This window comes from Pseudonocardia xinjiangensis (assembly GCF_050948425.1).
In the GTDB taxonomy this organism is placed as follows: domain Bacteria; phylum Actinomycetota; class Actinomycetes; order Mycobacteriales; family Pseudonocardiaceae; genus Pseudonocardia; species Pseudonocardia xinjiangensis.
The window spans coordinates 2,494,868-2,513,586 of the sequence record NZ_CP192009.1 but is presented as its reverse complement, the minus strand read 5'-3'; the positions used below and the strand labels follow the sequence as shown (position 1 = coordinate 2,513,586).

Genomic DNA, 18,719 nt, shown 5'->3' with positions numbered 1-18,719 from the left:
AACTCCCTCAACGTCGCGCATGGTGTGCTCGGGATCCGGCCCGTGCGCGGGCCCCGCGTCGGCGCGGGCCCCGGGGGGCGGGATCGCGGCGGGTCCTGGGCCGCCGGCGGTCATGGTCAGGGTAACCGGGCGGTGCCGTGTGGCCCGCTATGCCCCGCACCCGCGGGAGCGGCGTGTCGGGTGGTCCATCCTGTGTGCGCGATGACCTCCGACGAACCTCGCGGACCGGGATCCACAGGGCACCGGAGCCCCCTCCGGACCCGGCGGCAGCGGGCCGCCTGCACCCGAGTTGCCCCCGGTGCCCCGACCCGCCCATGCTGCTGGGAGCCGCCCGACGGACTCGGACGGCGGAGCGCCGGAGCCGCCCGACGGACAGGGGACAGAGTGGTTCAGGACCGCCGAGCCACGGAGGAGTGCAGATGACGAGCGGGCACCCGGGCGGGCGCGGCGCGGGCCTCGACGCCGCCGAGGCCGCGCTCGGGCTCGAGCTGCTGCTCACCGGCAGCGCGACCGGGGGCCCGCTGCGCCGGGTGCTCCCGCTCGCGCCGGCGGCGCGGCTGGCGGCGTCGCTGGCCTCCCGGCCCCTGACCGTGGCCCGGCGGGGCACGGTCCTCGCAGTCGAGCTGGCCCGGATCGGGCTGGGCCGCTCGTCGCTGGCCCCCGCTCCGCAGGACCAGCGGTACGCCGATCCCGCGTGGGACCACCCCCTGCTGCGCCGGATCGTGCAGACCCACCTGGCCGCGGGCGCCACGGTGTCCGATCTCATCGCGGACGCCGAGCTCGACGGCGCCGACGACGAGCGCGTCCGCTCGGCCGTCGGCACCCTCGCCGACGCACTCGCCCCCAGCAACACACCGCTCAACCCGCTCGCGTGGCGCTCGGCGCTCGGCACGGGCGGGGCGAGCATCGTCCGGGGGGCGGCGCGGCTCGTCGGTGATCTCGGCTCGCCGCCACGGGTGCCGGCCACCACCGAGCCCGACGCGTTCGAGGTCGGCACCCACGTCGCCGCGACGCCGGGTGCGGTCGTGCTCCGCACGCCCGTGTTCGAGCTGATCCAGTACCTGCCGCAGACGGAGGAGGTACGCGACCTCCCGCTGCTCGTGGTGCCACCGATGGCCACCCGCTACTACCTGGCCGACCTGGCGCCCGGCCGCAGCATCGTCGAGCACCTCGTCCGCGGCGGGCAGCAGGTGTTCCTCCTGTCCTGGCGCAACCCGGGCCCCGAGCACGCCTCCTGGGATCTCGACACGTACGGGCAAGCCGTCCTCGACGCGATGGACGCGTGCGAGCACATCACCCGTACCCACCGCACGTCGCTGATGGCCGTCAGCTCATCGGGCGGCACGGTCACGGCGATGCTGCTGGCGCATCTCGCCGCGATCGGCGCGCAGGAGCGGGTGGCGTCGGTCACCTTCGTGGTCGCCGCGCTCGACCGGGAGGAGGTCGACGCGCCGGTGTCCCCGGCCGCCCGGCAGGCGGCCCAGGCAGCGGTCGCCGCGTCGCAGCGCCGGGGTCACCTCGACGGCGCCGCGCTGGTCGAGGCGCACGCCTGGGCGCACCCGGACGACCTCGTCTGGCCGTACTGGGTGCACAGCTACCTGTGTGGCGAGGCTCCCCCGGCGTCCGAGGACCTGTTCTGGCTCGCCGACACCGTGCGCGTGCCGGCCGGTCTGCATCGCGATCTGGTGGCCGTCGCACTGGGCAACGCCCTCGCCACCCCGGGGGCGGCCGAGATGCTCGGCACGGCCGTCGACCTGTCGAAGGTCGACCGCGACGCGTACGTGGTGGCCGCACTGGGTGGCCACTCGGCGGTGTGGAGATCCTGCTACCGCACCACCGGGCTGCTCGGGGGCACCACCCGGTTCGTGCTGGCCACCAACGGCTCCACCGCCTCGGTGATCGACCCGCCCGGCACGCCCGCCGCGGGGTTCCGCGTCGCGGAGACGACGCCGCCCGCGGCCGAACGCTGGCTCGCCGCGGCGCGGCCTGTGCCCGGCTCCTGGTGGTCGGACCACCTGGCGTGGCTCGGCGACCGCAGCGGCCCGGTCCGGGACGCTCCACCCGAGCTCGGCGGGCGCGGTCTGCACGCGGTGGCCCCTGCCCCCGGGGAGTACGTGCTGCAGCGCTGACCCGGGCCCGGAGCGCCTAGCTGTAGTGCCCAGCGGGGTTGTTGACCCGGCTGATGAGTGGGTGGCCGCCGAGCGCGGTGTGGCCGTGGTGGGCTTTCTGTCGGGGTGGATCTCGGCGTGGGCCAGGCGGGGGGGTCGTCGATGGCGGCGTGGACGGAGCTGAACCCGACCCGTGGCCGGTGCGGGTCTGGCGGGACCGGTCGATGTCGCGGCAGTGCACCCGCCGGCGCCGCCGTCGCTGCCGTCCGCAGCGGCGGATCACCGTGCCTGCGCGCCACCGCCACGAGCGCTGAACGGCGTTGACCCGCGACGACCAACAGCAGTTCGAACATGTGTTCGAGTATGATGAAGAGGTGTCGGACAGCCCGCTCACCACCGCCCATCGCCTCCTGGTCGAGGCGATCGACGCGCTGTCCGCCGCCACCGAGACCGGCGCCGCCGACGACGAGCTGCTCTCCGTGCTCACCTTGTGCGAAGGCACCAGCCGGCGGCTGGACCGACTCGTCGTTGCCGTCGTGGCCACGCTGGAGCGGCGGGGCACGTTCGCCGAGCGCGGCTACACGTCCACCCCGGCGGCGTTGGGGGATCTGCTCGGGTGGGAACGGTTCGAGGCCCGCACCCGGGTGGTCGCCGCCGAACAGGTCTGCCCACGGGTCGGGATCGACGGCACCGCGCTACCCGCGAAGCTGCCTGCCACCGCCGCGGTGTTCGCCGCCGGCGCCACGGGCCTGCGGCACGTCGCCGTGATCGCCCGCGTGCTCGCCACCCCGGCCGCAGAAAGGCTCACGCCCGACGTGTGGGCCGGTGCGGAAGCCCAACTCGCCGACAAAGCCGCGGTCTACACCCCCTCGGAGCTGCAGACCTGGGGCACCGCGCTCGTCGAGGCCCTCGACGAGGACGGCCCCGAGCCCGACGACCGGCCACCCGCGCCGGTCAACGAACTGCACCTGCTCCGGCACCGCGGCAAGCCCGGCGGCACGGTGAAGGGCCGGTTCGATGACGCCGCCATGTTCGACGCCATCGCCACCGTGATCGACGCCCACGCCCGACCCGCCACCGGCGACCAGCACCGCAGCACCGCGCAACGCCAGGCCGACGCCCTCGCCGACGTGTGCGGGTACGTGCTCGACCACGGCGACGTGCCCGAGTGCGGTGGGCGCCGCCCGCACCTCACCGTGTTGGTCCGGCTGGAGGACCTGGAGAACCGGGCCCGCGCCGCCTGCCTCCACTTCGGCGGCACCCTCACCCCGGAATCACTGCGGATGCTGGCCTGCGATGCCGCCGTCGCCCCCGTCGTGCTCAACGGGAAAGGCCAACCCCTCGATGTCGGGCGGGTCACCCGCACCATTCCCGACGGGCTGCGCCGCGCGATCGCCGCGCGCGATCGTGGCTGCGCCGGCTGTGGGCGGCCGCCGTCGTGGTGCGAGGTCCACCACATCAGAGCTTGGCAGGACGGTGGTGACACCGCCCTGCACAACTGCGTGATGCTCTGCCGGGCGTGCCATCGCCTGCAGCACCATTCCGACTGGGAAGTCCGCATCCGCGACGGGTTGCCCGAGCTGATCCCACCGGCCTGGATCGACCCGGAGCGAAGACCCCGCCGACAACCACTCCTGCACCTCGCCGCATAAGAGGGGCGCGCAGATGGCGCGGCCGGCAGGGCCCCTGTGATCGCTGGGGACACCTGTGCCCGCGCTGCGATCCTGGCCGGCGCCGGCCACTTGTAGCCGGTGGATCGCGAGATACGCGGTCTAGCGGCGACGTGCGCGAAGTCTCCCCATCTTCAGGCCGACACGCCGTCAACAACGCTCATGGGCACTAGACCTAGCCGCCCCGTCGATGGTGATCGCCTCGGCCCCGGCTCGACGGAGAGCCCTGTCGGCCGCCGGGCAACGCGAGCTCGAGTGCGAGTGCCGCCCGGATGACGGGGCCGACCTTGCCCGATGCGCCCCTGCGCGGGAGCGCCGCGATCCGCGGCGTGAGATCCGGCAGCCGTTCCAGCCCACCCGCGGCCAGGACGTGGGCGACGTTGAGCGCGGCGAGCTGGTGGGTGTCCATGGCGCTGTGCCCGAGGTCCGGGAGCGGCACGAGCACGGCACCCGGAACCAGCTCGACGATCCGCTCGGCGATCGGCCGGGGAGTGCGCAGGTCACGCTCGCCCGACACGACCGCTGTGGGCCACGCGAAGTGCGGCAACGCCGCCGGCAGGTCGACGCGCTCGCCCGTGAACGGCGGGCGGTCGGCCGCGTGGTGGGAGAACAGTTCCTGCGGGTCGAGCGGGAGGCCGTCCGGGGCCTCGCCGTACCCGAGCTCGCCGTGGGTGATGCCAGCGACGAGATCGGGCTCCATCACGAACCGGGTTCCCGGCCCCTCGATCTCCCCGGCCCCCAGCTCGGCGACGCGCCGCCAGGTGCGCAGTGCCCGTCCCGCCAGCCGGGCGGCGAGCAGCCGTTCGAGGACCTCGGGGCCGGCGAACTCGTACACGACCTGCACCACGTGGCTCGCTTCGGGGACCGGGACCTGCTCCGCGTCGAGCAGCTCACGGAACAGCGCGGCGGCCCGGCCGGGGCCCTTCCAGAGGAGGTCCCGGCGGAAGGCACGGACCGTTGCGACGTCGTCCACCGCGGACAGCATCGGGGAGTCGAGCACCATCCCGGCGACCAGTCCGGGGTGCCGCACGGCGAACAGCTGCGCGAGGTAGGTGCCGTACGAGCTGCCGTAGACGACGGCCCGCTCTACGCCGGTCGCGTCGAGGACGGCCGCGAGGTCGTCGGCCGCCGCCTCGCCGGTGACGGCCTCGATCGCCAGGTCGGCGCCGGTGATGTCGCGGCGGGAGGCCCCGACCCCCCGGTGTTCCATCATGATCACGTCGAGGCCGCGCTTCACGGCTCGGCGCCGCAGCGCCCGGTAGGGCAGGGCGGAGGCGAGGCCGGGCCCGCCGGGCAGGAACACGATCGGTGTCCCCTCCCGCGGCCGGGGGCGGAGGTAGGCGATGTCGACCTCGCCGTTCCCAGCCGGACGGCGGACGCAGCCGCCCGCCCCGGCACGCACCTGCTGCTCGACCGGCCGCCGCCTGCCCCGTTCGTCCCCCATGTCCCGAACACGAACGGGAGCCGCGAGGAGTTCCCGGCCGGCGCCCTCAGACGTCGTTCTTCCCGCGCGCCGCCAGCCACTCCCCGAAGTCACGGGCGACGATCCGCTCGTCGTGCACTCCGGCGGCGTCCGGGGACGCCAGCCACACGATCGGCGCCCCCATGACCGCCGGGTCGAGCAGGTGGCCCCGGAGCTCGTCCGCAGTCCCGTCGGGGATCATCCCGGTGGCGCTCGCCCCACCCGGCAGCAGGATGTTCGAGGTGACCGCGGTGCCGGCCAGATCGGCGGCCATCACCCGGGCCAGCGCCTCCACGGCGGCACCGGACGGGCCGTAGGGCACGAAGCCGCGGCGGGTCATCGTCTGGTCGTTCATGGAGATCGTGACGATCCGCCCACCGCCGGCTCCCAGCATCCGCGGCACCACCGCCCGCGCGACCAGGAACGTGCCGGTCGCCTTGGTCTCGAGCACGTCCCGGAAACCGGCGGGTGTCACGTCCCAGAACGGCTGCGGATCGGTGAGGAACCGCGGGTTGACCGTCCGCATCCCGATCCCGGCGTTGTTGACCAGCAGGTCCAGGCCGTCCAGCACCGCGTAGGCGCGATCGACCGCCGCCGACACCGAGCCGGGGTCGCGGACGTCGAGCTCGATCCCGACGGCGCCGGCGCCCAGCTCCGCGGCGGTGGCCTGCGCCCGTTGCGCGTCCCGGCTGGTCAACGCCACCCGGGCACCCGCCTGCACGAGCGCCTGAGCCATTGCCCGGGCCAGGCCGCTCGTGCCACCGGTCACCAGGACCCGGGTGCCGTCCAGTACGTCCGTCGACGAAGCACTCATGCAGGCAACGCTAGGCCGACCCGAGCCCTACGCCGCCGAGCAGCCCCGGCCGTCGCCGTGGTCGCCGACCCGGGCCACCGCCAGCCGGTACGACGAGCGCCGCGTGCCGCTCATGGTGGTGAGCTCCATCAGCTCGACCCCGGCGTCCGCGAACGCCCGGCGGAAGTCGTCCTCGTAGGTCACCCGCCCGAACTCGATCGTCGTGAAGTGCCGGACGAGCGGCTTCGCCCGCTCCAGCAGTGCCGAGCGCCGGTGGTGGAAGGTCTGGGTGGCGAACACCCGGCCCTCGGGCGTGAGCTGCGCCGCCACGTGCGCGATGGCCGCCACGGGGTCGGGCAGCAGCATCAGGCTCGCGCTGAAGTACGCCGCGTCGTACGGACCGCCCTCGTGGTCGTAGACCGACGACAGCACCGGCGCCACCTGCGCCGTGAGGTCGGCGTTCGCCATCTCGGTACGACACCGCTCGAGGTAGTCGGCGTCGATGTCGAGACCGACGACGTCGAGCCGCTTGGCGCGCACGACATCGGCGCAGCGGGCGAGCGCGGCGCCCGTGCCGATACCGACGTCGAGGAGACGTGCCCCGTCCGGCAGCCGGACCAGCACCTCGCGGTACCAGTCCGTGGTCATCCCGGCCACCAGCCGGTCGTACAGCCATCCGCGCAGTACCCTGCGCACCGGCACCTTGCCCACTGGTCAGCCGCTCAGGCGTCGCTGCCGGGGCGCAGCCCCTCGTAGATCTTCTTGCAGTCCGGGCAGACGGGCGAACCGGGCTTCGGTGATCGCGTGACCGGGAACGTCTCGCCGCACAGCGCCACCACCATGTTGCCCAGCACGGCGCTCTCCGCGATCTTGTTCTTCTTCACGTAGTGGAACATCTTGGGCTCGTCGTTGCCCGTGGTGTCGGTGCCCTCTGGGCGGGTCTCGACGTCGGGCAGCACCTGGGTGGCCATGTCGTCCATGATGCCGCACGTGCCCGTTCCCGTCTCCCCGCACGCCCGGCTCCCACCCGCACCGACCGTGATGTCCGAGGAGGTCGCCGCCGCCGTGGCGGCCGGGCGTCCCGTCGTCGCGCTGGAGAGCACCCTGCTCGCGCACGGGCTGCCCCGTCCGCACAACCGTGCCGCCGCCGACGATCTGGAGGCCGCCGTCCGGGACCAGGGCGCCGTGCCCGCCACCGTCGCCGTCCTCGACGGGGTGCCCCGGGTCGGGCTCTCCCCCGCCGAGCTGGACCGCGTCTGCGGCGGCGGGCTGGTCAAGCTGTCGGTGCGCGACCTCGGCGTGGCCGTCGGGCTGGGCCGCGACGGCGCGACGACGGTGGCGGCGACGGCCGCACTGGCCCAGGCGGTGGGGGTGCCGCTGTTCGCCACCGGAGGCCTCGGCGGGGTGCACCGCGGCGCCCGCGACAGCTGGGACGTCTCCGCCGACCTCGCCGCGCTCGCCGTCACCGGCGTGCTCGTCGTGTGCTCCGGGGTGAAGTCGATCCTCGACGTGCCCGCGACGCTCGAGGTGCTCGAGACCGGGTCGGTGCCGGTGCTCGGCTACCGCACCGACGCGTTCCCCGGCTTCTACCGGCGCGACTCCGGCCATCCGGTGCCGTGGCGGGTGGAGAGCCCGGTGGAGGCCGCCGCCGTCTGGCGGGCCCACCGCTCGCTCGGCTCCCCCGCGGGGATGGTGCTGGCGCAGCCGGTTCCGGCCGCCGACGAGCTCGACGCCGGGGTGCACGACCGGCTGCTCGACGAGGGCATGGCGCTGGTGGCCCGGCGCGGCATCACCGGCAAGGACGTCACGCCCGCGCTGCTGGAGCACTTCCACGCCGGCAGCGGCGGGGCGAGCCTGCGCACGAACCTGGCCCTCGTGCGGGCCAACGCCGAGCTGGCGGCCCAGGTCGCCGTGGCGCTCGCCGATGCGACTCCCCCATCGTGAGCGGCGGGGCCCTCGTGAGCGGCGGGCGCAGGCCGCGCGTGGTGGTGGTCGGCGACGTCGCGGTCGACGTGCTCGTCGCACCGGCCGGGGCCGCGGTTCGCGGGGCGGACGTCCCGGCCCGGATCCGGACCGCCGCCGGGGGCGCCGGGGCCAACACCGCCGCGTGGCTCGCGTACCTCGGTGCGGAGGTCACGCTGGTGGCGCGGGTGGGCGACGACGCGGCAGGCCGCGCCGCCGTGGCCGACCTGGCCACGGCGGGGGTGCTCCCGGCGCTGGCCGTCGACTCGGACGAGCCGACCTGCACCGTCGTGGTGCTCCTGGACGGCGACGAGCGCACGATGCTGTCCGACCGGGGCGCGGCGGGCCGGCTGGTACCGGGCGATCTCCCCGCCCTCGACGGCGCCGACCACCTGCACCTGTCCGGCTACGTGCTGCTCGGGCCGTCCTCCCGGGCCGCCGGGCTCGCGGCGCTCGCCGCGGCGCGCGAGGCCGGGCTGAGCACGTCGGTCGACCCGCAGGCGGCGCCCGCTCTCACCGCGGAGTTCCGGCACTGGGTCCGCGGCGTCGACCTGCTGCTGCCCAACGCCGACGAGCTCGCCGCCCTGGGCGGTTCGGAGCCGGACCTGCTGGCGGACACGAGCCCGGACGGCGCGGTGGCCGTCACGGACGGGCCCCGCGGAGCCCGCTGGGTGGATCGCCACGGACGCGTCGAGGCTCCCGCCCTGACGACCGACGTGGTCGACCCGACAGGGGCGGGCGACGCGTTCGACGCCGGCCTGCTCGTCGCCCGGCTGCGCGGGGCGAGCCCGGTGGAGGCGTTGCGCGCGGGGTGCGCGGCCGCCGCCACCGCGGTGGCCTGCGTGGGCGGGCGGCCGCCGGCCCAGGCTGCGGTCAGCCCTCGATGACCGGGTGGTCGCGGGGCTCGATCTGGGGCCGCTCGGCCTGGTAGCGGTTGACGGGCTCGGCCTTGATGGGCAGCCGGTCGTTGGCGATCAGTACCGCCATCCACGGCAGCGGGATGGACAGCACGAGCAGCGTGACCGCCAGCCACGGGATCTGGTAGAAGACGGCGGCGAGCACCATGCAGGGGATGCGCATCCCCATCATGATCTTGTAGCGACGCTTGCGTGTGGCCAGCTCCTCCTCGTAGGAACGAGCGGCGTCGGTGATCAGAACAGGCTCCTCCGCGCGCTGCGGATCTGCCACGGGAACTCCCTCGTTGGCCGCGACGGCGCCGGCACCCGGCGGTGTCGACGCTGAGCGGTGGCCCGGCCGCTGGCCCTTCATCCGCCTCCGTGGTCATCGTGCCACTGCCGGGGCGGACGCGCCTGTCGACCCCGGACGCGACCGGGTGTCAGTCCTGGGGCACCGGCACGGCGTCGAGGTGCGCGCCCGCAGTGCTGTGCGCGTGCAGCACGACGTCGCCCACGACGCCCTCGGACACCACGTCGAGCAGCCGCGTGGTGAGCCCGCCGACCACGCGGTAGCGGACGAGCCTGCCCTGGCGGTGCGCGGCGACCATCCCGTGCGCCCGCAGCAGCCGCAGGGCGTGCGACACCGCGCTGTCGCTCATCCCGACAGCGAACGCCAGATCGGAGACACACAGGTCACCCGCGTGGTGCAACGCGAGCAGGATGCTCAGACGGTGCACGTCGCCGAGCGCGTCGAGCACGGCCGCTGCGTGCCGGAGCTGCTCACCGTCGGCGAGGACGGCGGTGGCGTCGCACACCTGGTCGGGGTCGACGACGCGGACGCCACGACGCGCGGGAGGCACCTGGTGCACGAGGTCGATGCTAGTGCCCTGGGGCGTGGGCGCCGTGGGACGCGGCCGGGCTCAGCCCTTCGGTGCGCCCGCGGTGGGCTTGCCCGCTTTCGCTTCGGCCTTCCTGGCCTGCTTGTACTCCCGGACCCGCACGAGCGACGGGGCGTCGACGACGTCGGCGACCGACCGGAAGGAGCCGTCCTCGCCGTAGCCGCCCGCGGCCTCGCGCCAGCCCGTGGGCGTCACCCCGCGCTGCTTGCCGAGCAGCGCGGTGAAGATCTGCGCCTTCTGCGTGCCGAAGCCGGGCAGCGCGGCGAGCCTGCGGAACAGCTCACGACCGTCCTCGACATCGCGCCAGATGAGCCCGGTGTCGCCGTCGTACTGCTCCACGACGGCGACGGCCAGCGCCTGGACGCGCGCGGCCATCGAGCCGGGGTAGCGGTGGATGGCTGGCGGCCCGCGGAAGATCTGGACCAACGCCTCGGGGTCGTAGGACGCGAGCTCGCGGGGGTCGAGCTCGGTGCGGCCGAGGCGCTGCGCGAGCAGCGCGGGCCCGGCGAAGGCCCGCTCCATCGGGAACTGCTGGTCGAGCAGCATCCCGACCAGCAGCGCGAACGGGTCGCGGTCGAGCAGCGCGTCGGCGTCGGCGTCCTGGCTCAGACAGAGGGGCACGCCGGAAAGGGTAGCGCCGCGGCAGCGGCCGACGGGCCTCTTGGGAGGATCGGCGCCGTGCTGCCCCACCTCTCCCCCGCCACCGCCGACGCGCTGCGCACCGCCCTGCTCCGGGCCGGCTACACCACCGACGGCGTCCGGGCGCTGCTCGGGCAGTCGGCACACGCCGCGCTCGGGCGCGGCGAGGTGGAGCCTGCCTTCCGTTCGAGCCGGGACGGCGGGGAGCTCGGCGTGCTGGTGCGGCTGCTGCTGCTCGGCGCCGTCGAGCCGGACGCCGCGGTGGCCGCGGCTCTCGCCCCGCTCGCCCCCGCCGACGCGGCCGCGGCCGGTCTGCTCCGCGCCGTGCCCGGCGGCTGGGCGGCCGCCCTCGACCTGCGCCCCTACGGCGACACCTCCGATGCCGACATCTCCGGCGGCGACCCCTCCGGTGGCGCCGCGGACGGGGGCGCCGACTGGTGGGTCCTCTCCGACCTCGACCAGCGGCGCCAGGAACGCGACCACGTCACGGGCGTCGGTGCGGCGTCACTGACCCTGGCGGCCGCGACGCCGCGCCGCGCGGTCGGGTCCCTGCTGGATCTGGGCACCGGCTGCGGTGTGCAGGCCCTGCACGCCACCCGGCACGCGCGTGCCGTCACCGGCACGGACCTCGCGCCGCGCGCCCTCGCGATGGCCCGCGCCACGTTCGCCCTGAACGGTCTCGACATCGAGCTGCTGGAGGGGCCGTGGCTGGAGCCCGTTGCGGGGCGCCGGTTCGACCAGATCGTGTCGAACCCGCCGTTCGTGCCGGGCCCCGCGCGGGTGGACTACGTCTACCGCGACTCCGGCCAGGACGGGGACGCCGCGCTCGCCGCGCTCCTGCGGGCACTGCCCGAGCACCTCGAACGGGGCGGCGTGGCCCAGCTGCTCGGCTCGTGGCTGCACGTGCGCGGGGAGGACTGGCCCGACCGGGTGCGGTCGTGGCTGCCCGCCGGCGTGGACGCCTGGGTCGTGCAACGGGAGGTGGCCGATCCCGCGCTGCACGTCGGTACCTGGCAGCGCGACGCCGGGCTCGATCTCACCTCGCCGGCAGCCCGCGAGCAGGCCGCGGCCTGGCTCGACTGGATGGAGCGCGCGCGGGTGGAGGCCGTGGGCTTCGGGTTCGTGACCCTGCGCCGACCGGGTGGGGCGCGCCGGGACGGCGAGTCGACGGTGGTGTTCGAGGACCTGCCCGGCGACGTCGAGGATCCGCTGGGCCCGGAGGTCGAGGGCTGGCTGGACCGGGTGGACTGGCTGCACGCCCACGCCGACGACCGGGCGCTGCTGGGCGCACGCCTCGCGGTGGCGCCGTCGGTGGTGCTGGAGACCTACGCCGAACCGGGCACCGAGGGCTGGACGGAGGTCGGGTCCGCGGTGGCGCGGCTGGACGGTCCGCGCTGGCGCCACGAGGTGGACGGCCCGGCCGCCGCGCTGCTGGCCGGATGCCAGGGCGCCCTGCCGCTCGGCGAGCTGGTGGAGCTGCTGGCCTTCGCCCACGACCGCCCCACCGACGAGCTGGTCACGGCGGCGCTGCCCGCGGTGCGGGAGTTCGTCCGCCACGGCGTGCTGCTGCCCGCGCCGGAGCTCGGCCGGTGAGGGCGGTGGTCGCGCGGGTGAGCCGGGCGGCGGTGCGGGTGGACGGCGAGGTCGTCGGCCGGATCGACGGGCCGGGGCTGCTGGTGCTGCTCGGGGTGGGCCGTGACGACGGTCCGGACGCCGCGCCCGTGATGGCCCGCAAGCTGCACGAGCTGCGCATCCTTCAGGGCGAGCGGTCCAGCGCCGAGCTGGGGGCGCCGCTGCTGGTGATCAGCCAGTTCACCCTGTACGGCGACACGCGCAAGGGCAGGCGGCCCTCCTGGTCGGCCGCGGCTCCGCCCGGGCACGCCGAGCCGCTGGTCGAGGCCGTCGTGGGCGCGCTGCGCGACCGCGGCGCCGAGGTCGCCACCGGCGTGTTCGGGGCCGAGATGGCCGTGGAGTCGGTGAACGACGGCCCGTTCACCGTGCTCGTGGAGGTCTGAGCGCGCTCAGAAACCGCCCGGCGCCGGGAACGGCAGAAGCCCCGGCCGGCGGTACCGGGCGGGGCTTCTTCGTCGCCGGGCCGCTGCGACCCGATCGGGTCGTGGCGGTGCCGGGATGTTCTGTCGACGGTACTGCTGTGGGCCCGTAGTGGGCTCACATCACTTGCCGGCGACCTTCGCGGCGCGGGCGTTGGCGGCGGTCTGCTCGCCTGCGGCCTTGGTGACGTCGGCGGCCTTGTTCACCGCGGTCTCCGTGGCGTTCACGGTGCGCGCGGCCACGGACTCGGCGGTGCGGGCGGCCTGCTCCGTGACGGTCTCGGCGGCCTGGGCGCCGGCGGTCAGGACGGTCTTGGCGAGGCGGCGCTGGTTCTCGAGCACCTGCTCGGCGAAGTCGAAGTACCGGTCGACGGCGACCTGGGCGTCGGGCAGCGCGGGGCGCGAGCCGGTGACGCTGCCGGTGAAGGTGGTGACGGTGTCGGCCCACGTGCGGACGGCGCTGGTGAGGGCGTCCTGCGTACGGGTGGCGATCTCGAGGAACTGGTCGGTCGGGGCGCTCATGTTCGGCCTCTCTCCTACGGGTCGTTGCGTGCCTGTGCTACCTAGACTGCGCAACACCGTTAAGTATGTCAAGCAGACCGAGTGTGATCCCGCCCTCTCACTCCGTGGCGCCCCCGACGAAGCTGCGGTACACCCCCAGCAGCGCGGTCCGCTGCTCCGGAGACAGCCGGGGGTCCTTGCGGATCGCGTCCTCGGTGCCGGTCGCCTCCCCGGCGGAGGAGCCCCCTGCGGATCCGGCGGCGGACCCCGTCGTGGTGGCCCACCCGGCCTGCGAGAGCAACTGCTCGGTGGACAGCTGCAGTGCATCGGCGATCGAGCGCAGCACCTTCAGCGACGGCTGGTGCAGCCCGCGCTCCACCTGGCTCAGGTACGCGTTGGACACGCTCGTCATCGACGCCATCTCCCGCAGCGACAGGTTGGCGAGCTGACGTTGCGCCCGGATGAAGTCGCCCAGCATGTTCATCTGGGCCGTCCACGCCGTGGTGGGAGGGCCGTCGCCCGAAGGGCCGTCACCCGTGGACTCATGGGACGTGGGCCGCGCTGCGCTCATGGCGTCCATCATCGCGCGTGCCGCCACCCCGGGCGAGAATCGCCCGATCCGCCGCTTGGTTTACCAGACCGGACATGCGTGTTGCCGGGGATGACAAGCGGGAGCTACCGTCGGGTAACCGATTGTCCGATCAACCGACAGTCGGGAACCGTCACTGCCGATGGGAGTCCGACTTGACTGCGGCGTCGCAATCCGTGCCCTCCAACCCTGTGATGTCGACCACGCGAGGCACGAACGCCTCCCCACCCCGGATGCCCGACATGGCAGCCGCGCTGGCCCATCTCGCCGGCTACAACACCGCAGCGGCCGCCAACAGCCTGGCCGAACTGACCAGGGCGAGCGGGGCCGTGTGGGCGGACGCGATCTCCCGCAGCACCACCCCGCTCGGCATGGCGGACCGCGGGCTGCGGTGGTGGCGGGAGATGCGCAGGCGCAGCGAGCCGAGCTGGCACCTACCCAGCGAGATCGTGCTCAGTACGCCGTTCGCGCACCTGCGCGACTTCACCGAGCCGGCCGACCGGGCGGCCGAGGTCGTGCCGACGCTGGTGCTCCCGCCCCAGGCCGGCCACTCCTCGAGCGTGGTCGACTTCTCGCCGACACAGAGCCAGCTGGCCGTGATCAGGGCGGCGGGACTCACCCGGCTCTTCGTGCTCGAGTGGCGCGCCGCGACCCCCCGGACCGCAGGCGTCACCATCACCGACTACCTCGACGTCATCGACCGGTCCATCGAGCGGATGGGTGGGCGGGCCAACCTCGTCGGGGACTGCCAGGGCGGCTGGCTCGCGGCGATCTACGCCGCACTGCACCCCGAGCGCGTCCACACCCTGACGCTGGCGGGAGCACCGATCGACTTCCACGCCGGAGAGTCGGTGATCGCGTCCTCCACACGGACTCTGACCAGCGCATTCGGTCTCGCCCCCTACCGTGCGCTCGTCGCGCTGGGCGGCGGCAACATGCCGGGCCGGGCGGTGCTCACCAACTTCATCGCGATCCAGCCGCAGTCGGAGATCTCCCGCCAACTGCAGCTGCTCGAGAACATCGACGACCGGGCACACGTCGAGCGCTACCGCGTGTTCGAGGACTGGTTCAAACACACGCAGGACATCCCCGGTGCGTTCTACCTCTGGCTCGTGGAGCACCTGTTCTGGCGCAACGAGCTGATCTCCGGAGAGCTCGTCGTCGACGGTCGCCGGGCCGATCTGGCGAACATCACCTGCCCGCTGTTCCTCCTCGCCGGGTCGACCGACCACATCACTCCGCCACCGCAGCTCTTCGCCGCGGCCGAGGCCGTCGGCACCCCGCAGGACCGGATCCACCGGCGCACCGCGAACGGCGGCCACCTCGGTCTGTTCATGGGGCGGGAGGCGTTGCGGACGGACTGGCCGCCGTTGATGGCAGCCGTCCACGCGCTCTCGGTGCCCCGGCCGGACGCGGCAGGCGGGGACGATCACGGACGGAACGCGCGGGACGTTGTTGCTGATCCAGGCGGTACGCCGGAGGTGCCCGCGCCCTGATGCCCGGTCTGAGGGCCCGCTGAGAATGAAGCGCCGACCACATTCCTGCGGGAACGTTCTGCCGCATGCAGGCGTTCAACCCCATGAGAACCCCGGCGGCGGCGCTCCGACACCGCCCCGCCGGGTTGCGGCAGGGGAGGAAAGATGACAGCGCCCACCATGAACGGGCCGACGAACGCGGCCGGTCCTGGCATCCCGACACAGCGTACAGACTTTGACCACTCGGAGGCCACCTCCGAGCGTCCGGAGCTGTCCGCCGAGGACCTCGACGCGCAGAGCCCTGCGGCGGACCTGGTGCGCGTGTACCTCAACGGCATCGGTAAGACCGCGCTGCTCTCCGCGGCGCAGGAGGTCGAGCTGGCGAAGCGGATCGAGGCGGGCGTCTTCGCCCAGCACGTGCTCGATGCGGCCGTCGAAGAGGGCACGGAGCTGGAGCGGCGGTACGCGGCCGATCTGCGGGCAGTCGTCCGCGACGGCATGCGGGCGCGCAACCACCTGCTGGAGGCCAACCTCCGGCTCGTGGTGTCGCTCGCCAAGCGCTACACGGGCCGCGGGATGCCGCTGCTGGACCTGATCCAGGAGGGCAACCTGGGTCTGATCCGGGCGGTCGAGAAGTTCGACTACGCCAAGGGCTTCAAGTTCTCCACCTACGCCACCTGGTGGATCCGGCAGGCGATCACGCGCGGCATGGCCGACCAGGCCCGCACGATCCGGCTGCCCGTGCACCTCGTGGAGCAGGTCAACAAGCTGGCCCGCATCAAGCGCGATCTGCACCAGAAGCTCGGACGCGACGCCACCCACGAGGAGCTGGCCACCGAGTCCGGTATCGCCGAGGAGAAGATCGCCGACCTGCTCGACCACGCACGCGACCCGGTGAGCCTGGACATGCCGGTGGGGTCCGAGGAGGAGGCGCCGCTCGGCGACTTCATCGAGGACGGCGAGGCCACCGACGCCGAGACGACGGTGATCTCCCACCTGCTGCACGACGACCTGCGCCGGGTGCTGGCCACGCTGGACGACCGCGAGCAGCAGGTCATCCGGATGCGCTACGGCCTCGACGACGGTCAGCCGTGCACGCTCGACCAGATCGGCCGCCGCTTCGGGCTCTCCCGGGAGCGTGTCCGGCAGATCGAGCGCGAGGTGATGGCCAAGCTGCGCATCGGTGAGCGGGCCGACCGCCTGCGCGCCTACGCGAGCTGATCGGCGCGAGCCGTACGAGAGCGCCCTCCCGAGGGCTGTGACGTGCGGCTCGCAGCGATCACGGGGAGTCAGGCGAGCGCCACCTCGACGGCCGCCGCGACCCGCAGCAGCCCGGCGTCGTCGCCGTGGCGCGCTGCCAGCTGCAGGCCGACCGGTAGGCCGCCGGCGGTGAGGCCGCACGGCACGACGATCGCCGGCTGCCCGGAGACGTTGTAGGGAGCGCTGAAGATCCCCTCGATCCGCCCTTCCGGGGTGTCGATCGGCGGGGTCCGCTCGGGCGCCGCGTAGGGGGTGGCCGGTCCGACCAGGACGTCCACCCCGTCGAGGAGCCGGTCGGCCGCGGGACGCAGCTCGGCCCGGCGGGCCAGTGCGGCGTCACGGCGCCGCGGCTCGACCTCGGCGGCGGTGCGAAGCAGGCGCAGGGTCGTGGCTCCGAAGCGGTCGGGCTCGGCGCCGTGCCCGGTGATCGCCTGCCCGTGCACCTGCCAGGCCTCGACCAGCAGGATGTCCGCCAGGCACGCTTCCAGCTCGCTGAGCACCGTGCCGTCGCGGTCGGCCAGCGCCATGCCGGCGACGAGGAGCCGGTCCAGCGCCATCCGGGTGATCGCCGCGAGCTCGGGATCGAGCCGCGGGTCGGCCAGCTGGTCGGCAACCACCCCGAGCCGGACGGGCCGCGCGGGGGTCTCCTCCGGTGCCGCGCCGATTCCGGTGAGCGCCGCCAGCACGGCGGCGGCATCCGCCACGGAGGCAGCCAGCACCCCGACGTGGTCCAGCGTGGGCGAGAGCGGGGTGACACCCTCGGTGCTCATCAGGCCGGCGGTCGGTTTCAGGCCGACGACCCCGCAGTAGGCCGCCGGGATGCGGATCGACCCGCCGGTGTCGGTGCCCAGCGCGGCCGGGCACACGCCCGCGGCGACCAGTGCGGCCGACCCGCCGCTCGACCCACCGGCGGTCCGGTCCGGACGCACCGGGTTCCTCGCCTCCGGCAGGTCCGGGTGGGGTGCACCCGCCGCGTACTCGAGCAACGAGGCCAGCGCGAAGACGTCGGCGCCCGCCGCCCGCAGCGCGGCCACCACCGGCGCGTCCGACGCGGCAGGTGCGCCCGCCATGTCGTGCGGGTTGCCGTTGCCGCGCGGGCTCCCCGCGACGTCGATGATGTCCTTCACCGCGATCGGCGTGCCGTGCAGAGGCCCCGCCTTCGCCCGCAGCGGCGCGGGGAGCGCGGCCACCACGGCGTGCAACGGACGGCCGAGCCGTTCCAGCCGCTCGTAGGCGGCGAGCAGTTCGAGGTTGGCCACCTCGCACACGCGCTCGCCCCGTTCGATCGCCCGGATCAGCTCCGCGACGTACCCGGTGAGCGGGCCGGTGAGGGGCACCAGCTGGACGTCGACCTCGGTTCGGCGGTTGCGCACTGCGAGATCCCGGTAGATCCCGCTGTGGCTCTTCGCGCTGCCCCGGTTGACGGCGACGAGCCTGCGCAGCGACCCCGGCAGGTCCGCCGGGTCGAACCCGTCGAAGGGCATCGGGATGACCGGCGACTGGGCGAGCACCTCGCGCGCGACCGCGAGCATCAACGGCCGGAACTGCGGGTCCTCCAGGGAGTCGGCGATCGACAGGTCCGAGACGGCACCGGTGAACAGCAGTGCGCCGTAGGCCTGCTTGGCCCAGAGGTAGCCGAGGATGTCGCCGGTCGGCTCGGCGTAGGGCAGGACGCCGGCGAGCTCGCGCAGCCGGTCGGTCATCCGGCCGTCCAGCTCGCCGATCCGGAACGTCGCGACGTTGGCCTGCATCACGACGCCGGGTCCCACCACGTCGGCCCCGAAGTTGACGAAGCAGGCGAGCAGCCGGTCGCGGCCGACCACGCCGGACAGCAGGTCCGCGGTCAGGCCGTTCTGCATCGACACGACGACGGCGCCGGGGGCCAGCCTGCCGCGCAGCACCTCGGCGGCCGCTGCGGTGTGGTGCCCCTTCACGGCCACGAGCACCACGCCGTCGACCAGCTCCGGGAGACCGGCGGGAAGCACCGCGGGCGCCCACACCGTGAACTCGTCGACGGGCCCGGTGATCCGCAGCCCGTCGGCCTCGATCGCGGCGACGTGTGCCGGGTCCGCATCACAGAAGAGGACGTCGTGCCCGGATCGGGACAAATGGGCGCCGACCGTGCCACCGATGGCACCGGAACCGAGAACAGTGAATTTCATGCGAGCTCCTGCTTGTCCGGTCCGGCCCAGCACATACATTCCCCGCAACTGTATACAGCACATCCTGGCCAGTTCGAGCAGGCGGACGGACACTCCCTCGCCCGACCCTCCGCGACATTTGCCTGCCCTCGCGCGGGCTGACGAGATCCCGGCGTTCTCCATGTTCGCCCAGCTCGCGGGCTGTTCCGGACGGGCCGGTCCGCGCGCGAAATACATTTCGCTGACGCATCCGAAGATGCGCACGTGTGCCGC

General features: G+C 74.1%; 18 protein-coding genes. 8 read left to right on the top strand and 10 right to left on the bottom strand.

Going from position 1 to position 18,719, the window contains the following annotated elements:
- Window positions 1–419: 419 nt before the first annotated feature.
- Window positions 420–2,129, top strand: a complete 1,710-nt coding sequence (locus ACQPZA_RS11970; RefSeq protein ID WP_433280511.1) for a PHA/PHB synthase family protein — start codon at window positions 420–422, stop codon at window positions 2,127–2,129.
- Window positions 2,130–2,482: 353 nt separating this feature from the next.
- Window positions 2,483–3,760: a DUF222 domain-containing protein gene (locus ACQPZA_RS11965; RefSeq protein ID WP_433280509.1), complete on the top strand. Its 1,278-nt coding sequence runs from the start codon at window positions 2,483–2,485 to the stop codon at window positions 3,758–3,760.
- Window positions 3,761–3,953: 193 nt separating this feature from the next.
- On the opposite strand, the gene ACQPZA_RS11960 is transcribed toward ACQPZA_RS11965, so the two are convergent.
- The 4 genes from ACQPZA_RS11960 to ACQPZA_RS11945 are packed head-to-tail and all read right to left on the bottom strand — an operon-like array spanning window position 3,954 to window position 7,004.
- Window positions 3,954–5,222: an alpha/beta fold hydrolase gene (locus tag ACQPZA_RS11960; RefSeq protein WP_433280507.1), complete on the bottom strand. Its 1,269-nt coding sequence runs from the start codon at window positions 5,220–5,222 to the stop codon at window positions 3,954–3,956.
- 46 nt (window positions 5,223–5,268) lie between these two features.
- Entirely contained in the window at window positions 5,269–6,054 is a 786-nt protein-coding gene (locus ACQPZA_RS11955) for an SDR family NAD(P)-dependent oxidoreductase (RefSeq protein ID WP_433280505.1), read from the bottom strand.
- 27 nt (window positions 6,055–6,081) lie between these two features.
- Window positions 6,082–6,729: a class I SAM-dependent methyltransferase gene (locus ACQPZA_RS11950; protein ID WP_433280503.1), complete on the bottom strand. Its 648-nt coding sequence runs from the start codon at window positions 6,727–6,729 to the stop codon at window positions 6,082–6,084.
- Window positions 6,730–6,755: 26 nt separating this feature from the next.
- Window positions 6,756–7,004, bottom strand: a complete 249-nt coding sequence (locus ACQPZA_RS11945) for a DUF3039 domain-containing protein (protein WP_169396440.1) — start codon at window positions 7,002–7,004, stop codon at window positions 6,756–6,758.
- Between the two features lie 10 nt (window positions 7,005–7,014).
- Here ACQPZA_RS11945 and ACQPZA_RS11940 point away from each other — a divergent pair, with 10 nt between their 5' ends.
- Window positions 7,015–7,977 (top strand): pseudouridine-5'-phosphate glycosidase, encoded by a 963-nt coding sequence (locus ACQPZA_RS11940; protein ID WP_433282773.1) that lies wholly within the window; start codon window positions 7,015–7,017, stop codon window positions 7,975–7,977.
- A complete protein-coding gene (locus ACQPZA_RS11935; protein WP_433280502.1) occupies window positions 7,974–8,882 on the top strand; it encodes a carbohydrate kinase family protein in 909 nt (302 codons plus the stop codon). The genes ACQPZA_RS11940 and ACQPZA_RS11935 overlap by 4 nt, the downstream gene beginning before the upstream one ends.
- On the opposite strand, the gene ACQPZA_RS11930 is transcribed toward ACQPZA_RS11935, so the two are convergent.
- From ACQPZA_RS11930 to ACQPZA_RS11920, 3 genes are all read right to left on the bottom strand, one after another.
- A complete protein-coding gene (locus ACQPZA_RS11930) occupies window positions 8,869–9,183 on the bottom strand; it encodes a DUF3099 domain-containing protein (protein ID WP_433280500.1) in 315 nt (104 codons plus the stop codon). The genes ACQPZA_RS11935 and ACQPZA_RS11930 overlap by 14 nt on opposite strands.
- 148 nt (window positions 9,184–9,331) lie before the next feature.
- The gene (locus ACQPZA_RS11925; RefSeq protein WP_433280498.1) at window positions 9,332–9,760 is read right to left on the bottom strand and encodes an ArsR/SmtB family transcription factor; all 429 of its coding nucleotides are present in this window, start codon (window positions 9,758–9,760) and stop codon (window positions 9,332–9,334) included.
- A 51-nt stretch (window positions 9,761–9,811) separates the two neighbouring features.
- The gene (locus tag ACQPZA_RS11920) at window positions 9,812–10,411 is read right to left on the bottom strand and encodes an HhH-GPD-type base excision DNA repair protein (protein ID WP_433280497.1); all 600 of its coding nucleotides are present in this window, start codon (window positions 10,409–10,411) and stop codon (window positions 9,812–9,814) included.
- 57 nt (window positions 10,412–10,468) lie between these two features.
- Between ACQPZA_RS11920 and ACQPZA_RS11915 the strand changes: the two genes are divergently transcribed.
- Together ACQPZA_RS11915 and dtd are read left to right on the top strand one after the other, a co-directional pair.
- Complete coding sequence (locus ACQPZA_RS11915) at window positions 10,469–12,022, top strand: DUF7059 domain-containing protein (RefSeq protein ID WP_433280495.1); 1,554 nt, start codon at window positions 10,469–10,471, stop codon at window positions 12,020–12,022.
- Window positions 12,019–12,444, top strand: a complete 426-nt coding sequence (dtd, locus tag ACQPZA_RS11910; RefSeq protein ID WP_169396446.1) for a D-aminoacyl-tRNA deacylase — start codon at window positions 12,019–12,021, stop codon at window positions 12,442–12,444. Before ACQPZA_RS11915 ends, dtd begins: the two co-directional genes overlap by 4 nt.
- A gap of 159 nt (window positions 12,445–12,603) precedes the next feature.
- On the opposite strand, the gene ACQPZA_RS11905 is transcribed toward dtd, so the two are convergent.
- Together ACQPZA_RS11905 and ACQPZA_RS11900 are read right to left on the bottom strand one after the other, a co-directional pair.
- The gene (locus tag ACQPZA_RS11905; protein WP_433280493.1) at window positions 12,604–13,002 is read right to left on the bottom strand and encodes a hypothetical protein; all 399 of its coding nucleotides are present in this window, start codon (window positions 13,000–13,002) and stop codon (window positions 12,604–12,606) included.
- Window positions 13,003–13,099: 97 nt separating this feature from the next.
- Window positions 13,100–13,552 (bottom strand): helix-turn-helix domain-containing protein, encoded by a 453-nt coding sequence (locus ACQPZA_RS11900; protein WP_433280491.1) that lies wholly within the window; start codon window positions 13,550–13,552, stop codon window positions 13,100–13,102.
- 251 nt (window positions 13,553–13,803) lie between these two features.
- Between ACQPZA_RS11900 and ACQPZA_RS11895 the strand changes: the two genes are divergently transcribed.
- A complete protein-coding gene (locus tag ACQPZA_RS11895; RefSeq protein WP_433280489.1) occupies window positions 13,804–15,066 on the top strand; it encodes an alpha/beta fold hydrolase in 1,263 nt (420 codons plus the stop codon).
- A gap of 144 nt (window positions 15,067–15,210) precedes the next feature.
- Window positions 15,211–16,266, top strand: coding sequence for a sigma-70 family RNA polymerase sigma factor (locus ACQPZA_RS11890; protein WP_433280487.1), 1,056 nt, complete (start codon window positions 15,211–15,213; stop codon window positions 16,264–16,266).
- A 68-nt stretch (window positions 16,267–16,334) separates the two neighbouring features.
- Here ACQPZA_RS11890 and ACQPZA_RS11885 read toward each other — a convergent pair whose 3' ends face one another.
- Window positions 16,335–18,467: an amidase family protein gene (locus ACQPZA_RS11885; RefSeq protein ID WP_433280485.1), complete on the bottom strand. Its 2,133-nt coding sequence runs from the start codon at window positions 18,465–18,467 to the stop codon at window positions 16,335–16,337.
- Window positions 18,468–18,719: the final 252 nt, after the last annotated feature.